Source organism: Limnoraphis robusta CS-951 (assembly GCF_000972705.2).
The window spans coordinates 1-18,534 of the sequence record NZ_LATL02000243.1 but is presented as its reverse complement, the minus strand read 5'-3'; the positions used below and the strand labels follow the sequence as shown (position 1 = coordinate 18,534).

The window sequence follows — 18,534 nt, the reverse complement described above, 5'->3', positions numbered from 1 at the left end:
CTATCGCTACTGCAAACTGCTGTCAGACAATCCTAGTTTTCCTTGGGTGAACAAACTCAATTCTATGGCTCGACAAGCACAGGCAGAGAGAGCATGGGCATCAATTTAAAAACGGATAGAGAAGCGGAAGAACGGATTAACTTAACTGTAAAACCCATATATCTTGGCATCTCACAGATAGCTTAATCCGTTAAATCCTTATCCTATCTGTTTTAAATTGAGCGATTTTATCAAAATTGTCGGCAAAAAATACCAGGTAAAAAAGGATTCCCAAAGTTTAAAAAGTACCAAGTTCGAGCATCTGTTGAATACAAAACATCGGGATGGAAACTTTCAGAGGATAGACGTTATTTAACGTTTTCTGATAAGTTTCAAGCAGGTACATTTAAACTTTGGGGTAGCCGAGATTTACACTTCTATCAACTCCAACAAATTAAACGAGTTAGAGTGATTAGAAGACACGATGGGTATTATGCTCAATTTTTAATCGATTATACCAGAGAGGAAAACAAAGAACTCAGTAACAAACAAACAGGTTTGGATGTCGGTTTAAACCATTTCTACACCGATTCTTTTGGCTCACAGATAGACAACCCCCGCTTTTTAAGAAAAGACGAGCGACGAATTAAAAAGCTGCAACGTCGCTTATCTCGAACAAAAAAGGGAAGTCAAAACCGTAAAAAAGCCAGGAATCGGTTAGGAAGGGCGCATCTCAAGGTTTCACGCAGGCGTAATGATTGGGTTTGTAAACAGGCCCAACAGGTCATACAGTCTAACGATTTGGTAGCGATTGAAAACCTACGGATACGGAACATGGTTAAAAACCATCATCTAGCCAAATCAATTAATGATGCTGCTTGGTACAGATTTAGAGAATGGTTAGAATATTTTGGGAGGATTTATGGGGTTCCGGTGATTGCCGTTGAACCTGCATATACTTCTCAAAACTGCTCAAATTGTGGTGAAAAGGTTGTCAAAACTCTCAGTACGAGAACTCATAAATGTCCTCACTGCGGATACACATCCAACCGAGACGAAAATGCCGCCAAAAACATTCTAAAATCTGCACTTAAACAACTATCAAATACCGTCGGGCAGACGGAAATTAACGCCTCCCGAGAGACTGATCTCTGCTTAAGTGGGGAAACCCAGTTGAGTAAGTCAACTCATAGAAAGAGGAAACCCAAACAGTGATGTTTGGAATCTCCGTCGTTTACGGCGGAGAGGATGTCAACCAACCTAACTGTTGATTCAAGTTGATTATCGACCAATTCGAGCCGTAAACCCAGAGGCTTTGAACTGTTTTAAGCTTAAAGGCGGTTTGAGATTGGTTGGCACAGAAATTCTAATCTCAAAATCAGTTACCACACCCGGAGGAACTTCAGGAATACTTCCGAGGCGAGTCCTGTTTTCCATGACTCTATTTCCATTGGCATCATAGATGCGACCAAACACATCCGCATCCACGACATATTTTCCCGTAGTATTCTTCGCTTTTCCTGTGATCATATAACAGTTAGCAGCTTGGGAAGAAAAACTGGAAGTCATTCCTTCTGCGAATTCAGCCGGGCAGTCTTTTAAACCTAAATCATAAATTTCTACAGGAATCAAGGCTAAAGCAGGCGGAGTCCAAAACCAAGTCAAAAGACTGATCAAACCTGCCAATAAAACACTGGGAAAGATTCGCGATCGCATAAATCTGACCTTTTCGATTTAAACTCTAGCTTACCGCAAATCAGCACTGAAACACCATTAACTTCCTGCGAGCAGCATCTCCTTAGCGTTTGGGTTGACGAAAGTGCTTTTGATTTCCCTTAACCCAAATATAAAACATTACCCCAGCAAACATCATACTCCCTCCTATTCCGATAATCCCACAGAAAACAATATAAAGATGTTCTGCTGTGTCTGCTTTGATTAAAGATTGTTTTGCAAGTTCAATCATCTCTGCTAGGATAATCCCACAAACAAACAAAGAGGGAAACCCTAAAAATAGCCAACTACTCCACATCACCCACCGAGGAGCATTCCCCTTAGAAAGATTACGATAGGCGGAACCTTCTAAACCAATTGACTCTAGGGGTTCAAAGCCCGAATAAATCTTTTCTGGATTTTGATACGGGTGGGAAGGCGGAATTTCAATAAACTGCTTTGAGTATTCATTCGACGGCTTGGGGAATTGAAAATCATCATTGTCGTTAGAATTCATGGGAGTTTTTCCTAATCTCTTGAATCGGAGTCAAGAGATATTTCAAATATAACCACCAGACGGGTCTACTGTCTGTAATCAAATTGTGTAGAAATACTTAGAAAAGAGTGACTCATTCTAACAAATTGTAAACAATGTAAAATTACAATAACCCTAACTGTTGTTGGAGAGACTGACGCATCACATCAATAGGAACCTCTTGTTGTAGCCAAAGCTGTAAAGCCGCAGCACCTTGTTGTACTAACATTTCCAAGCCATCAATAATAATCGCACCTTTCCCTTTAGCGAGGGTTAAAAATTGAGTGGGGTGAGGCGTATAAATCAAATCATAAGCAATTAGATCTGATTTTATTCGATTCATCACCTCTTCTTCTAGGGGAGAATCTTCGACATGAGGATACATCCCAACTGGCGTCGTATTCACTAATAAATCAGCTTGATGAATGATCTCCGATAAACTCTCCCAAGTCTGAACGTTTAGCGATAAAGCCAAAGGAGAATTTAACCAACTCTGCTGAAATGCTTCTAACTTTTGTAGATTTCTTCCAACGACATAAATATTGGTAATTCCTAACTCCACACATCCAGCGACAACCGCCCGAGAAGCACCGCCATTCCCTAAAATAACGGCAGTTTTTTCAGACCAAGAAATGTTAAAATCCTGTAGAGGAGCAAGAAAACCAATAACATCAGTATTGGTTCCTTCCCAACCTTTGGAAGTTCGCCAAACCGTATTCACTGCACCCACCGCTTCCGCTACTTTAGAGACTTGAGAGAGTCGAGAAAGAATCGCCTGTTTATGGGGAATCGTCACATTAAATCCCTCAACTCCTATGGCTGCAAATCCCGCTAAAGCCACATCTAAATCAGTAGATTTAATCGGAAAAGGAAGATAAATGTAATCGACTCCCATCTCAGTAATCGCAGCATTGTGCATAACAGGAGAGAGAGAATGTTCAATCGGATCACCAATCACACCCAGGAGTTTTGTTGTCCCTTTAATCATAAATTTCTTCAGGCTCAGTCCTTCATTATTATTGCATGAATTGAGAACCGTCTAATATCCGTTACTCAAAACCTCAACAACCCCAAATCAATCTATCCATTACAATGTCCGTTACAAGTTAAACTCTGGGGCTTCAATTAAAATGGGATTAACATCAAACCAAAGGTCTTTACGGTAATGATATTCAAAGACCCACAAACTCCGCAGCAGCGTTTGATAATCTGTTAAACCACTTAATTTTTTAGTTTTCCCAACCAGACGCAACATTTCCCATTCATTGGATTCAATCGCTAATAATAACTGATGACGACGTTGCAAAATCACATCTTCCAAAGCCTCCCTCGACAGAGGTGGATCTTGTTTTTGCAAACAGCTATATAATAAAACAAGCAACGTCCTAACATGACCCCCACTCATAATACACAAGCGATCTAATGTTTCCGATGTGTCAAAAACTTGAGTGATCAAAGCAGAATATTGATCCGGTTGAATGTCAGGAAAAGATCGCGCCATTACCATTTGTCGCAATAATTCTATCCCTTCTTCGCAGGGAGTTTCATCTTGAAAACGCACCGGAACCATCGGTAATGTTTTCGGATCACCTCCAAATCGATTAGTGAGTCGTCCTAAATCATTCGAGAAAATTAAACCCAACGGAATCGTATAAACAACATGACAACTTAACTGATTTAATTGATCACCGCGATCAATAAATAGATATTCCGGTTGAGGTCTTCCGGTGGCGGTTCTCGAACTCATAATTCGATCCAGATTATCAACAATCACCACCAATCCTTGTTTACCTTGCTGTTTGAGTTGTTCAATCGACGGTTCCAGCAATTCTTGATTAATCGCTTGTAAAATCGTGTTGGTACGCGGTTCTAAATATTGACGTAAACGAGTTCGTAAGTCGCGACTATCTCTGGCTTTAGCAGTAATTTTACCAATTCCCAAAGAGAGAGAAAATTCTCCGTCTGTATTCGCACTGACGCTTCCCAACGCCGGGAGATCCGCTTGAATATCAATCTGGGCTTGCAGAACATTGGCTAAACCCTGAAGTAAGGCTTGAAAACCTGTAGGTTGCAATTGAATATTCAGTTGCTCTATACTTTCACTCACCTGACGAGCGATCGCCAGCAAAATATCAGTAATGTCTACATCCGCCATATCGAGATCTTTACTCGATTCAAAGTAGACCACATGAAAATCTTGTTCTTCTAACTCCGCCTTCAGTCGTAACAACTCCGTTGACTTTCCCGAACCAATATGTCCGGTAAAAAGCTGACAAGTGGGATTATCAGGAGAAAGGCGAGTAATCGTCCGGGCGATTTGTTCAATCAGTTTCCCACCCCGAACTTCTGAGAAATCAATGTAATATTGTCGATCTTCTATTGTACCAAAATTTAGCGTTTTTGCGGGATTAGAAGCCCGAAAAAATCTGCGTAAATTGAGTTCCATTGTTGTCCACCCAAGCCAAACCAGTGTCCGTAAACTCTCATTCTTGCGGTTATTCTTTGAATCAGTAGGGAACAGCAAAATCAACCTCTATTTGCTAGCCAGTATCCCAGTGATAATCCTAAGCCAGAAGTTGTAGCGAGAATTATAAAAGTATAAAACTCATTGAATGACTCGAGCAATTTTTCACCAGAAACCATTTGCGCGATCACTCCAGAGATCACCGTAATTGCACCCCAAGTTCCAAAAATCACTTCTAAGCCCGTTTTCTCAATCGCTCGGATAACGGCGTTTTGTCCTGCACCCGCCCATGCGCCTAACCAAGCACCGAACCCAAATCCAAAGACGCTTCCTGCACCTATTTTGCTCCGGGTTTTAGCTTCAGAGAAAGCTTTATCAGAAACCATTCCCATCGTCGTCCCTATGAGCGCCCCTAGCATACCCCCCAACAGCGCTCCCCGCCAATCTCCCGTTTTGCTTCCCGCCACTAATCCGGCGATCGCCGAAATTCCTGCAATCGTCAGTATCCATAAAATCGCTTGAATTTTGGCTTCTGAACCCGCGATCGCCCCTAATACAACACCAATCACAGCCCAAACCGTCCCTGTGACAATCCCTCCAGCTTGATTTCCCGCCACCCATCCAGCGATCCCCCCGGCAACCATCAAAGCCATAAACCAGGAATGTTCAAAGCGTTTCCCACTGCTGGCGGAAATAGCGCTCGTTAGCCACAGGATGAGGGCGAGAATTTCATTCCACAACGGGATGGATAACATTGTTAAAATCCAACCGATCAGGGTGTAACCCAAAAAAGTACCTGTTAGCCATCCCCAAGGAATTAAAGGCGTATCTGGAGAGGAAACCGGAGAATCAACAGGGGTCGGGGAATCCCGAGCAACTCTGGCGGTCTGAAAATTGAAATCCGTCGCTTCAGGTGAACTCGACGGGGCGGGTTGTGGGGTTCGTTGAACATAAACAGAAACTTGCGGATCACTCAATCGCGATCGCAAATAAACATAAGCATAATTTATTTCTTTAAATTTTTGTTCAGCCTCAGCCTGTAAGCGAGAATCGTGGGGGTAACGATCAGGATGCCAAATCAATGCCAAATTTCGATAAGCCTGCTTTACGTCGTCGAGAGAAGCGCCAGGCTGAAGATTTAAGATTCGGTAGTAGTATTCTATCTCATCCACGTTTTAGACTAATAGCGAAATCTGACTAGCAGTGGCGAATCGTTTGAGTCAGTATTTGATAACAATTGGTCATCACCTCAAACGGCAATATTGTTGTATTTTTGATGACCACTCAAACAGACCCTGATTAAATTTAGGGTTCAATTCCATGATAGTTCAAAAGTCCCAGAGAACGATGAAAGACGTAAAACTTGGAAAATATCTCACACTAGAAGCCTTTTGTACCTGCACTCAGACTTATCAAAAATATGCCAACCAGATTAATCCCTATCCCGATTCCACCGAAAGTATTGTCGCCATTCAAGCATTAAATCAATTCCTGATTGATCCCATTATTGACTATTTTGGTATCGAACGATTTCAACTCACCTATGGGTTTTGTTCAAAAGATTTAAAACGGTTTCTTGAAAAAAAAGATCCGATAACCGGACTCAAAAATGGTCGAGTTGCACCCAACCTCGATCAACACATGGCACATGAAGTCAAAAAAAATGGTCAATATTATTGTGATCGACTGGGTGCGGCTTGTGATTGTCTAATTAAAAATTTAGAGAGTGATCAATTTATTGATTGGATTTTAGCAACAAATTTGCCTTTTGATTCCCTTTATTTTTATGGTCAAAACAGACCCATTCATCTCAGTTATGGGCCGCAACAAAAACGCGATATCTGGACGTTTAACACAGCAGGTTTACCCACAAAAAAAGGCACAGAACGTTGGAGCAAAGACCGTTAACAGTTAACAGTTATCACGGGTCACTGATAACTGTTTAATAACGACATAAAGCGGCTTTTCGACTATCAAATAACTTCACAATTCCATCTGTTACCGTCTTTTTCACATGAGCATCACAACCGGCTAAAAATTCCTCTGAAGAAATCACATTTTGAAAGAATTCTTGAGCGCGGTTTCGTTGGTGTCGAATCTCATCAAACCCCATAGATTTAACCATGTAAGTCGCTAGAGGAGAGTTTTTAATATCATAGGATGCGTTTTGAGTGCGTCCTTTATCTAACAGCGTTAAAACCTGTTGTTCTAACTGATGTTTAGGTTCATAAGGATGGGAAATTTCCGGTAAAAAATCAACCAAAGAAGCCGCCACAAAGTTTTCAGTGGGCATTTCTCCCATCAAAGTCGAAACCGGAATGACTCGGCCAAAGCGGAGAGAAAGGGCTTCTAGAAAAGCAATTGTAAACAGTTTACTACCGAGATAGAGTTGTCCAACTGCAATATTTTTGCGAGCGCTCTCGACTAAATGTTGATAAACTTCATCTTCCGGATATCCCTGAAACTGATGAAAAATCACTTCCGGCTTAATAAAATTGAGAAAGCCTTCCATCTTTTGTAAGGCGGTACGATATTGATTAATTGTATAAGAACTGGAATATTTTAGATGATGATTAGTTTCCGGGAGTAAATTCCAAGTATTATCTAAAAATCGAGCCGGATTCGGATGAGCAAAACTGCCGACATCTCGATTAGAAAGGCGCACGGAGCGGATAATATTAGCCTTCAATTCCTGATCTGTTAGCTTCAGATTCAACTGTTGAGTAATCGCTTGTAAACGGCGATATAAAATATCACTATTGTTGAGTCCTTCTGCATTATGAGTTCGGAAAGGAATCGTGGCTTCAATACAAGCAACAATTTGAAGAATCAATTCTGGCGGAATAAATGAATCCAGAACCTTCGCCGCCACCAAGGCACTCAAAAACTCATTTTGTCCCTCCAAAGGAGAAAGTGTCTGACTGGGGGCAAAATAAAAAACCCGCATCACCATCTCAAAACTCTGGTCAGGGGGCAATTGAGAACTATCGCGAATGATCAGACGCTCTCCGACCTGTCGGATAAACGGAACAATGTAATAACTTAAATTAAAATTAACACTTTGATCGACCTGTACATAAACAACATCGTGAAATAAAGCGGCCAGAACCTCAATAGCATCCTCCGACCCACCCACTTCAAAAATGTGTTCTGGCGTGTGAAAATAACGCCAAGGCCCTGTCATCGTCTGGACGATGAGTTCTGTAATTTTAGCTAACTCCTGGCGTTCTACAGCAATATCAAGCTGACTCATCGCCCAAACTAACTTATCAAGGCACTGTTGGTTGTAATCCGGTTCAACACTCATCCGACCTTCGCACATTACGTTTGTCATTGTTTCAATCACCGAACGCGGCGAAAAACGCTTTTGACCTAGCCGAAGCTATAGGTTTTCCTGCAATGATTGATTCAGACCAGTATGGATTCTTGATTAGCTACCAGTGACTCGTCTGATTCCCCGAATTGGTGCCCTTGTACAAACTGGATACCCAAAGGGTAGTTTACACGTTAGTCGGGTGGGTGATCGACTAACGAACATTTTAGCATTTATTATCGGTTACAAAGGCTTCTGTCTGGCTGATTTAAAAGGCATGGGAATTCCCCCTCAGTCTTCAAATTTAATGATCCCTCTGTGTTTCGACAGTTCTAACAATCACCCCCCTAAAAACAACTGCGGTGTCAAAGCATAAAACGGGTTAAGCCGATAGAGAGAAAAATGAACGGATCTTTCTGAAACTCTTCGATACGATGCAAGGTATGCGAAAGTTTGACAGATAACTCCCTGCCTTGAGGTATGAGATGAGCAAAAGTTCTTCCCTAAGCCAGAATATTCAGGTAATGGTGAATTGCCCGAATTGTGGCATTTTAAATTCAGAAGGTGCGAAATTCTGTGCCGAATGTGGCACATCTCTGTATAAAACTTGTTCCAACTGTAAACATAAAAATTCACCCCAAGCGAAATATTGTACAGAATGCGGTACATCCTTAAAAAGCGAGGGTAAGCCCAAAACGGTCAGCCCCATCAGACCCGTAGAAGCAACTCCCATGCGACCGGCTGAACGACGTCAGCTTACGGTGATGTTTTGTGACTTGGTGGGTTCGACAGCCTTATCGGAAGAACTCGACCCCGAAGAACTCCGAGAGTTAATTCAAAAATACCAAGAAACCTGTGCCGAAGTCGTACTCAAATATGAAGGACACATTGCCCAATATCTCGGAGATGGCATTTTAGTCTACTTTGGGTATCCCATTGCCCATGAAGACGATGCCGGACGAGCGCTGCGGGCTGCTTTAGGGATTATTCAAGCCATTGCCACACTCAAACTCGGTTGTATTGCTAACCGTTGTCTGCAACTGTCAGTCCGCTTAGGTATCCATACAGGCTTAGTCGTGGTTGGAGAAGTCGGGGCGGGAAATAAACGGGAAGAATTAGCCATCGGCCAAACGCCCAATCTTGCTGCCCGACTGCAAGGGTTCGCTCAACCCAGTACCGCCGTTGTCAGTCCCACAACCTATCGACTGGTACAGGGTATCTTTGAATTTCAGTCATTAGGTCAACATTCACTCAAAGGCATCTCAACTCCGGTTGAAATTTACCAAGTGTTGCAAGAAGCCTCCTCCTGCAAGCGTCAGAAAGTCGCCGAAAGCAGTTGGACTCCCTATGTCGGCCGAGAAGCCGAACTCGAACAGCTACAAGGCATCTGGGAACGAGTTAAATCCGGGCGGGGAGAAGTAGTATTATTAATGGCAGAAGCCGGATTAGGGAAATCCCGCCTCGTTCAAGCTTTCCGAGAACGCATTGCCAACGATACCTACACCCTGCGAGAAGTTTTCTGTTCTCCCTACTATCAAAATACGCCTTTCCATCCCATTATCGAACTAATCGCCGAACGAGTCTTAAAACTAACTCGTGAAGACTCACCCGAAGAGCAACTTGACAAACTTGAACAGTTCCTCGACTCTCATCAAATTCCCCGTCAAGAAGCGGTTCCTTTGTTCGCTCAGTTGCTATCCCTATCTGTCGATCAACAGGATTATCCGACCCTTAACCTGTCGCCCCAAGCCACTAAACAAAAGCTGTTAGAAGTCATGCTGGCGATGATCCACAAGAGCGCTAGTCAGCAACCGCTTTTAGTTCTCGTTGAAGACCTGCACTGGATTGATCCTTCTACCCTAGAACTAGCCGACCGTCTGATCCGCGAAGAAACCAATTATCCCATTTTGCGGATTTATACCATGCGACCCGGTTTTCAATCCCATTGGCTGCGTCTCCCTCATGTCACTCAGATTAACCTCAACCATCTTCCGGCCAATCAAATTGAACAAATCATTCACGGTGTTACAGGCGGTAAACGCTTACCCTTTGCGGTGTCTAAACTTATCGTTGAAAAAAGTGATGGTATTCCCCTGTTTATTGAGGAGATGACCAAAATGGTGATTGAGTCGGGGCCATTTGAGGAAACCGAAGACAGCTACGAACTCACAGGCCCTCTACCGACTCTTAGTATTCCCGACACTCTTAAGGGATTGTTGATGGAACGACTCGATCGCCTCGATGGAGCTAAAGAAGTCGCCCAACTCGGCGCTACCATTGGTCGAGAGTTCAGTTATGAATTATTGCGATCGCTGGCTCTGTACGAAGAACCCAGCCCGACTCCGACCAATGGCCGTCAAGCTTTACCCGCAATTGCTCTCGATCAAGCCAGTATTATTCGAGGTTTAGAAAAGTTGGTTGAGACACGGCTCCTGTTTGTTAACGGAGAACTCCCGAAAGCCACCTACAGCTTTAAAAACGTTCTCATTCAAGATGCCGCCTATGAATCCTTACTCAGAAGCACCCGAGCGCAATATCATCGTCGGATTGCTCGCGTCCTGGAAGCTGAATTTCCGATTGTGGCGGGGCGTGAACCGGAATTACTCGCCTATCATTATACCAAAGCTGGATTGCCCTTTTCTGCGATTAACTATTGGCAAAAAGCAGGAGAAAAAGCGTTTCTGGCTTCAGCCAATGAAGAAGCCATTGCTCATCTCAAATCAGGACTTGATTTGATTGACACCCTCAAAGCTGAACAAGGTCGAACCATTTCTTTATTAGGAGGCGCTTCGAGTGTTGATTTCTTAAAGCAAGAACTGGATTTACAAACGACTCTTGGAAAGGCTTTGATTGCAACCAAGGGTTACGCTTCTCTAGAAGTCGAACAAATCTACAAACGCAGTCGAGAAATCTGTCAGGAATTGGGAACGACACCGCAATTATTTTCAGTATTTTGGGGATTATGGGGATATCACGCGGCTCGTTGTGAACATAAAATCGCCCTCGATTTTGGCAGTCGGTTAATGGGTTTAGCTCGACGTCACAATGATCCGATTTTGGAGATGGAAGCCCGTTTTACCCTGGGATTTGCCTTATTTTATCTCGGACGTTTGCAGGCGGCTCACGAACATTGGAAAACCAGCTATGAACTTTATCAAAAAACCAATCGTACTTGTCAAACTCGTCTGACTGGGCAAGATGTCGGAGTGGCGAGTTTATCCTATATGTCGTTGAGTGCTTGGTTACTCGGACAAAGCGAAGCCTCAGTACAGTACAGTGAAGATGCGATTCATTTGGCGTTGGAGTTGTCTCATCCTTACAGTACCGGGTTTGCGCTTTGTATGAAGGCGATGTTTCATCAACTGCGCCAAGAACCGGAAGCTGTTGAACAACAAGCAGAAGCCGCTATTGCATTAGCCAGTGAACAACGCTTTGAGTTTTGGTTAGCCACAGGTGTGATTATGCAAGGCTGGGCGTTAGTCGAACTCGGACAAACTGACTTAGGAATTAATCAACTCCGCCGAGGAATTGCGGCTCATGCGGCAACAGGCGCTAAAATTTCTTGGACTTATTTTTTGGGATTGTTAGCTCAAGCTCATGCGAAAGCGGGACAATTTGAAGCGGGGTTAGCAGTGTTGAAAGAGGCTTTGTCTACGGTAGAAAGAACCGGAGAACGCTTTTGGGAAGCTGAACTTTTCCGCCTGAGAGGAGAGTTAATGTATGCCAAAGGTGGAGGCGGACAAAGTTTGCATCCGGAACAAGTGGCGATGTTGGTGGCTCAAAGTCAAGCGTCTGCTCCTCATTCCCAATCTGTGGAATATTATCTCAATAAAGCCATTGAAATTGCTCATGCTCAGGGCGGAAAGCTGTTAGAACTCCGAGCAGCTATTAGTTTAGCGCAGATGTGGCATCAACAGGGTAATCTGAAGCTAGCACAACACTTGTTAGCAAGGGTTTATAGTCAATGGCCTCAAGGCTCTGAAACGGTTGATGCCGAAGAATTTAAACTGTTGTTACCTGTAGAATAGCCGCATTTTTAACGTTTGATTCTGTGGTCGTCAGGAGTGTTTTTTTGTGGTGTTTTTGCGGGAAAAATGGAATTGAAAAAATCAATTTTTTGTTAAAATAGCAACTGCCAAGGCGATCGGGACGGGACTAAGAGCCGGAACCTGATTTTGAAAGCTTTTCCCTTTTCCCTTGTTTTTCTTATTCGGCTTCCTCACTCTCGTTGGCTTCATCCTCTTCAGAGTTTGATGCACTGCCTAAAATTCGCTGACGATCGCCTGGATTGGTAATCCCATACAAATCTAATACCTTTTCGTCAATCTCTGCGTCGATCTGGGCAACTTCATCAAGCAAGGTTTGAATCTCGGAACGGCGTTGTTGTTCAGTCGCAAAAAAGGTGTTGAGGTCATTGGCTTCATAGGGTAGAGTAACCTGGTTTTTAATTTCATCCCAGGTTTTGCCTTTCCATTGGGGCAATTTTAAGTAACCGAGGAGATAACGGCGAATATTATCATCTTCAACCACAAGCCAAAGCTTGTTATGGCGCAATACAACACTCGTAGGGTAGCGATCGGGTGTATAGACATTGCTGCTAATCGAAACTTGTAAATCGCAGCGATCGGGAATGGTGAATAGGCCTGCGGCTTTCGCATCAAACAGAGTCAATGTTGAAAAGTTGGAGTTTCTTTGTTGAACTTTGGCTAAAAGGCGATCGTAGGGAATCTCAATTACAGTATTGCCATCACGTTGTTTACGAATGACATAGCCCTGCTCTCGAAATTCATTGAGTTGAGCATTTTTGGAGAGGATGCGATCGACTTTTTCAACTAACTCTGCTTGAGTTTCAGCATCAGCAGGATAGATAGGAAGTTGCCGAAAATAAGATGGATTAATATTAACATTATCAAAACGGCTACGATACCATGAATTGAGTAATGACGAATTAAATAAAGCAAGAATGTATTTTAAATCATAATCTTGCTGATCCTTAGAGATAATATTGATAAAATTCTTTCGATTAAAGAACCCTTGTGAGTCGAAAGAAGCAACCAATCTTCTCTTTAAGGCACGATTCCTTATGGATTGGACAAGCAGCTTTGGAGATTCAAAATATTTTGGCTCACGCATTCTCCATAACCACCCTCCATATTTAATGTATGGTTTTTGGTCACCCCATCTAAGTTCATATCGCCCCACAAAGCTTGTGCTATCTAAAAGCGGCTTCCAATCTGTTTCACCTTCAGGTACTTCTCTACGTGTTTTAATATATCGATTTACCTTGCCTTCAGCTTTTGTTCTATAAGGTTCAATTGCTGGACTACTATCGGTTACATCTTCCAGTCTTAGGATCTTTGTTAAATGACCATTACCATTCGTTTGAATGCGGCAAGCGTTTTCAATTTGCTGCATTAAGCTATCATATCGAATGCTAATCTCGTGCTTTGGATCGCTTATCCAAAGCATTTGTTGTTGAACAAGAGTCTCATCCCAATTTCTAGATATCAATTTCTCAAGAGAATCACGCAGCCCTAAAATGTTGATTTGTGGCTGATGCGCGTTTCTAGCACTTTCATCATCTTCTTTAGCCAGAAAAAGTAAAACACAATCTACATTGGCATCTGACCAAATACCCTGAGGTAAATCTACAATTTGTTCTACTTTTCCTGTAGCCAAGATTTGATCGCGTAAGGCAACAGTATTAGTACCCATCAGATATGTACTTGGTGTGATGAAACCTAGCTTTCCTTGCTGGGCTAAAAGCTCAAGTCCAAGTTTTAAGAAAAAAGTATAGGTGTCAGGGACTCCGTAAAAAATATCTGCATAATCAGAACGTAGTACAAGCTTATATTCGTCGCTTAAACTTGCACCATAAGGCGGATTGGCTACAACGAATGCGAAGCCATTTGCATAGGGGGTGTTTTTCGATCTGCTTTTAATTTGATCAACCTGATCGCTTTCTTCTGCAATCAGCGTGTTAAACATCAGAGAACGGTAGGTTCCCGTTGGTCGTGCCAGGGCATCAACGTTGTAGATATGGAAGCGTTGGATTTTGGGGCGTTGTCCTTTGTCATGTGCTAGCTTGACCAGATCTAAGACCTGAATCAGCAAATTGACTTCCGATAAGTAGCAAGCGAATGGATTGAGATCAAAGCCATAGAGGTTATTTTGCACGCGATCCAATACCGATGACGGATCATCAATTTGGTTGGCATTGCCTTTGTAGGTTTCGACTAATCGTTTTGCGGCTGCCACCAAAAACGAACCACTTCCACAAGCCGGATCAATCAGGCGTTTATTGGCTCCAATAATACCTGTTCCTGTTCGATAGCCCACCTCATCCAAAATATAATTGACGATTTCTGGAGGGGTGTAATATTGTCCCTTCTCCTTCTTCTCCTTGCGGTTGACATAGGTGCTGTAAACTGTTCCAACAATATCCGAATCGACCCCAGCAAAGTTGAAGCGACTGAGTTGGTGCAACGTCATCACTAACTGTTGTTGATCCAACAAGAACCAGTTGAATAGTTCTCGCCCCGTAAAAAAGTGGGCATAGATATTTTGGGCATTGTTGTATGCCATATCCATCAAGGGATTGTAGGGATTCCCTGTGGCAAATTGCCAATACCGTTCGATGTTTTCCTGCCATCGTTTCACCCCACCATCTGACACAAACCGATGCGGAAAAACGCCTTTATCCTCACAGACTCGAATCAACAACAGCCGAATAAAAACAACATACGCTGCTTGCAGAGCAAATTCATCCTGGCGTTGAGCTTCTTCTAACTCTCCCAACATGGTTTCCTGCACCAAAGCAGTCCAAACCGTGTAATCATCATGTACCCGAATATCTATTTGGTAGCCTTGCCGGAGGGTAGCCTGTCGTTGATGCCAGGTAAACACCTTCTCAACGTAGGGCTTGAGCGCATCATTTACCGGAGTGTATCCTCCCTCTAATGTTGATGGTGCCCTGGGTGATTTTGGCTGGTTTGCATATTTCTGTTGAAATGCCCGAGTCAAAATTGTCAGAATATTAGCAAAGACATCTTTAGGACTGATATAAGCTCTGGCATCCTGTTCTAACCGCAAGAAGATTGCGTCGATCGCTGCTCGATCATCCGAACTCAAATCAACCAAGCTCTGAATTTGATTCAGGCTAGTTAAAACCCGCTCTCGTAATCGCTGAATTTCTTGAGTTGCCGTCTCTACGGCATCATCAGCAATCCGATTTGCCTTATCCTGATAGTCTGCATAACGAGTTAAATGATTCGTCAGCAATCGTCTAGCATTGCGCTGAAGTTCCAACACAAGCGACTGCAACGCTTCTACCAATAGGGGTTCATTGCCACTGCCATTTCCCAGAGGTAACGCCTGCCGTTGCCATGCTTCCTCATCCAATGCCAAATCTGCTTCTAGTCGTTGCAGACTGGTGAATGCTTCTTTGCGAAACAAGTCAAACAGATCATGGAGTGCCTGGTTGGTTGCATCCGACAGGGTGGATGCTTCTCCCTGATTCCACTCTTGAATTGCCGCTGGAATTTCCAGATCAATGAGACGCTGGGGGTTATCAGGATCATCAAAGCGCCATGCTGTGAACTGCTTACCATTCATCAACCAGCCCAAACGCACACCTTTCATGTATCCTCTAAGCTGAGAAAGATGGCTATTGGGATCATTTAAATCGAAAGTCAGCGACAGGGATGTACTCTTGTCCTCCACAATGAAGCAAGTTCCATACACCGGATCACTGGGGGCAAAGTCAGGGCGATCGCCCAAGTGTTGCTGGTTATAAACTCGTTCTCCAGCCTCAAAGCCCAATAAGCCTAACAAGGGACTGGCGATCGCCGTATCAACAATTGATGCCTCGTCTCCACTTCGTTGAGCATCTGAGCGATTCAAATAACTTAAAAAATCAGCACCACGAAAACTTCTTTGGGTAAAAATGCCAAAGAAAGCAGTCAAAAATTCGTTAAAGTTCATCGGATGAGTCATAAGCTGTTCAGCTTCCCCGTTCCCGATCACAAGATCCATTCTGAAGCCCGTTCTCCTAAGTCTAGAGGAATACTCACCGCTTTACCCAGGCGGGGTTTTTCTCGGGTATTTTGAATGTAGTTTTTCACCAACTCTACACTGCCCCATCCGTTAAGATATTGAGCGATCGCGTTCAAATGAGCAATGTAGTCCGCCTCACTCAACGGAAAAGACATCTGTTCGAGGTATTTCCACATGATCTGCAAGAAAACCCTGCCTCGGGTTCGCCGCAACTGAACGTCATAGGATACCCCCCACTTGTCCAACAGTAGCTGATGTAATTCTCTGCCCGTCATGGCTCGCTCCTGAATGAACCCGTTTACATTTTGTAATAATAAAAGAGCTTGTTTAAAAAATGTAATAATACTCTGATGATGGGAAAAGCCTGATAGAACCATTCTGTCTAGTCTTGATCCATAGCAGACTTGGTGCAATAGTTCAAGCTAATCTGCAATACATTTTTTGTTTTTGGCTGCAAAGCTCTCAAAAACTAACATACACAAGATAGAATCAACTGCGTCAATTATGACTCAAATTTCTGAAACGCCAGAAGCTCCTAGTATGGGGCGTCGCCAGTTTATGAACCTTTTAACGTTTGGGTCAGCCACAGGTGTAGCTCTGGGTGCGCTTTACCCTTTCGTTAAATATTTTATCCCCCGCTCAAGCGGTGCTGCGGGTGGGGGTGTGATCGCCAAAGATGCCGTTGGGAGTGATATCCTTGCCAGTCAATTTTTAGCCAGCCATAACCCAGGCGATCGCACCTTAGCCCAAGGCTTAAAAGGTGATCCGACTTACTTAGTGGTGGAAACAGACGGCACATTGTCGGACTATGGCATTAACGCCGTCTGCACTCACTTAGGCTGTGTTGTCCCTTGGAACGGCAGTGAAGACAAATTTATCTGTCCTTGTCACGGTTCACAGTATAATGCCCAAGGTAAAGTTGTTCGGGGGCCTGCTCCTTTATCTCTCGCCTTGGCTCATGCCAATGTGGAAAACGACAAAGTAACCTTTACCCCCTGGACAGAAACCGATTTCCGTACAGGTGAAAACCCCTGGTGGGCTTAATAAATTTGCATAAAATTTGAGATTGGGGAAATTAAACCCTAAAATTCCTAATCTCAAGTAGAATCCCTTGACTTTGAGCGAGTAAAAACATTTCTAATGTCAAAATCTGACCAAACTGCAATGCTGCATCGTAGCATTCGGGCAACTTGGAAGATGATGCTGGTTGCGATCGCATCCGTCACTTTCTTCCTAACAAGCGATATTGCCCTCCCTCAAGCGGCGGCTGCCTATCCCTTCTGGGCGCAGGAAACAGCCCCACAAACTCCCCGCGAACCCACTGGACGAATTGTTTGTGCGAACTGTCACCTGGGCGCAAAACCGACAAAAGTTGAACTTCCTCAGTCTGTTCTGCCGGATACTGTTTTTAAAGCAGTTGTTAAAATTCCCTATGACACCAGCGCCCAGCAAGTTTTAGGCGATGGTAGCAAAGGTGGTTTAAACGTCGGTGCGGTTTTAATGCTTCCTGAAGGCTTTAAAATTGCCCCGCCTGAACGGATTTCCGAAGAATTACAAGAAGAAATCGGCGATCTCTATTTCCAACCTTATAGCGAAGATCAAGACAATGTGGTTTTGGTTGGGCCGTTACCCGGTGAACAATACCAAGAAATTGTCTTCCCGGTTCTCTCTCCTGATCCGAGAACAGATTCTTCTGTAACTTACGGTAAATACGCTGTTCATGTCGGTGGAAACCGAGGTCGTGGACAGGTTTATCCGGCTGGAAACCAAAGTAACAACGCGGTTTATAAAGCCTCTGCTGCCGGTATCATTACTCAAATTACCTCTGAAGAAGACCTTGGCTACCAAGTCAGTATTAAAACGGCTGAGGGTAAAACCGTTGTTGATACCGTTCCTCCTGGCCCTGAACTGATCGTTTCAGAAGGTCAAGAGGTAGCCGCAAGTCAACCCCTAAACCGTGATCCAAACGTCGGTGGTTTTGGTCAAGCGGATACTGAAATTGTCTTGCAAAGTGCAGGTCGCATTCAGTGGTTGTTGGCTTTCTTTGCCTTAGTCATGTTGACTCAAATTATGCTGGTTCTGAAGAAGAAACAGGTTGAAAAGGTTCAAGCTGCTGAAATGAACTTCTAGAATTGGTACAGGTTCATTGACATCCTCCCTCTCTAAATCAGAGATTATAGAGAGGGATTCCCAAACATCGCTATTTGGGTTTACCAAAAATTGCCGCACACGCCCCTACCTTCAGGTATGGGGATATAAGGCTCTTTCTAATGCTATAATAACTCTACTGGCAGGGTATTCAACCAGTTGAAAAACCCAGCATCTAATCGATGCAATTAACCTTGAAAACTTAAGGTATGGGGTTCTTGCAAGAAATGCTTTGGCCATATAAAACCTTAAAGCACCAAGTACAGAGAACAAAGCATTTTTTTCTCAAGTACGGTAGGGCATACCGAAACTATCTCTGAAATGGGA

General features: G+C 43.5%; 12 protein-coding genes and 2 pseudogenes. 6 read left to right on the top strand and 8 right to left on the bottom strand.

What is annotated here, in order from left to right:
- Positions 1-103: pseudogene (locus tag WN50_RS37740) on the top strand (transposase); the annotation flags it as partial.
- Positions 104-216: 113 nt separating this feature from the next.
- Positions 217-1,194: pseudogene (locus WN50_RS20850) on the top strand (RNA-guided endonuclease InsQ/TnpB family protein); the annotation flags it as partial.
- A gap of 66 nt (positions 1,195-1,260) precedes the next feature.
- On the opposite strand, the gene WN50_RS20845 reads toward WN50_RS20850, so the two are convergent.
- The 5 genes from WN50_RS20845 to WN50_RS20825 form a co-directional block, all read right to left on the bottom strand.
- Positions 1,261-1,695, bottom strand: coding sequence for an FxLYD domain-containing protein (locus tag WN50_RS20845; protein ID WP_046280834.1), 435 nt, complete (start codon positions 1,693-1,695; stop codon positions 1,261-1,263).
- Positions 1,696-1,777: 82 nt separating this feature from the next.
- A complete protein-coding gene (locus tag WN50_RS20840) occupies positions 1,778-2,209 on the bottom strand; it encodes a hypothetical protein (RefSeq protein WP_046280835.1) in 432 nt (143 codons plus the stop codon).
- Between the two features lie 142 nt (positions 2,210-2,351).
- On the bottom strand, positions 2,352-3,215 hold the full coding sequence (locus WN50_RS20835) for a shikimate dehydrogenase (protein WP_046280836.1): 864 nt from the start codon (positions 3,213-3,215) through the stop codon (positions 2,352-2,354).
- Between the two features lie 111 nt (positions 3,216-3,326).
- Entirely contained in the window at positions 3,327-4,673 is a 1,347-nt protein-coding gene (locus WN50_RS20830; RefSeq protein ID WP_046280837.1) for a P-loop NTPase fold protein, read from the bottom strand.
- A gap of 80 nt (positions 4,674-4,753) precedes the next feature.
- Positions 4,754-5,863 carry a J domain-containing protein gene (locus WN50_RS20825; protein WP_049560567.1) on the bottom strand — a complete coding sequence of 370 codons (1,110 nt, stop codon included), beginning with the start codon at positions 5,861-5,863 and terminating at the stop codon, positions 4,754-4,756.
- A gap of 175 nt (positions 5,864-6,038) precedes the next feature.
- Between WN50_RS20825 and WN50_RS20820 the strand changes: the two genes are divergently transcribed.
- Complete coding sequence (locus tag WN50_RS20820) at positions 6,039-6,599, top strand: hypothetical protein (protein WP_046280839.1); 561 nt, start codon at positions 6,039-6,041, stop codon at positions 6,597-6,599.
- A 34-nt stretch (positions 6,600-6,633) separates the two neighbouring features.
- Here WN50_RS20820 and WN50_RS20815 read toward each other — a convergent pair whose 3' ends face one another.
- On the bottom strand, positions 6,634-7,998 hold the full coding sequence (locus tag WN50_RS20815; protein WP_046280840.1) for a hypothetical protein: 1,365 nt from the start codon (positions 7,996-7,998) through the stop codon (positions 6,634-6,636).
- Between the two features lie 491 nt (positions 7,999-8,489).
- Between WN50_RS20815 and WN50_RS20800 the strand changes: the two genes are divergently transcribed.
- Positions 8,490-12,032, top strand: coding sequence for an adenylate/guanylate cyclase domain-containing protein (locus WN50_RS20800; protein ID WP_082172510.1), 3,543 nt, complete (start codon positions 8,490-8,492; stop codon positions 12,030-12,032).
- Between the two features lie 178 nt (positions 12,033-12,210).
- Here WN50_RS20800 and WN50_RS20795 read toward each other — a convergent pair whose 3' ends face one another.
- Positions 12,211-16,038 carry an N-6 DNA methylase gene (locus WN50_RS20795; RefSeq protein ID WP_046280842.1) on the bottom strand — a complete coding sequence of 1,276 codons (3,828 nt, stop codon included), beginning with the start codon at positions 16,036-16,038 and terminating at the stop codon, positions 12,211-12,213.
- A complete protein-coding gene (locus WN50_RS20790) occupies positions 16,026-16,334 on the bottom strand; it encodes a DUF3067 family protein (RefSeq protein ID WP_046280847.1) in 309 nt (102 codons plus the stop codon). Before WN50_RS20790 ends, WN50_RS20795 begins: the two co-directional genes overlap by 13 nt.
- A gap of 229 nt (positions 16,335-16,563) precedes the next feature.
- Here WN50_RS20790 and petC point away from each other — a divergent pair, with 229 nt between their 5' ends.
- On the top strand, positions 16,564-17,103 hold the full coding sequence (gene petC, locus WN50_RS20785) for a cytochrome b6-f complex iron-sulfur subunit (protein ID WP_046280843.1): 540 nt from the start codon (positions 16,564-16,566) through the stop codon (positions 17,101-17,103).
- A gap of 96 nt (positions 17,104-17,199) precedes the next feature.
- Complete coding sequence (petA, locus tag WN50_RS20780) at positions 17,200-18,189, top strand: cytochrome f (RefSeq protein WP_046280844.1); 990 nt, start codon at positions 17,200-17,202, stop codon at positions 18,187-18,189.
- Positions 18,190-18,534: the final 345 nt, after the last annotated feature.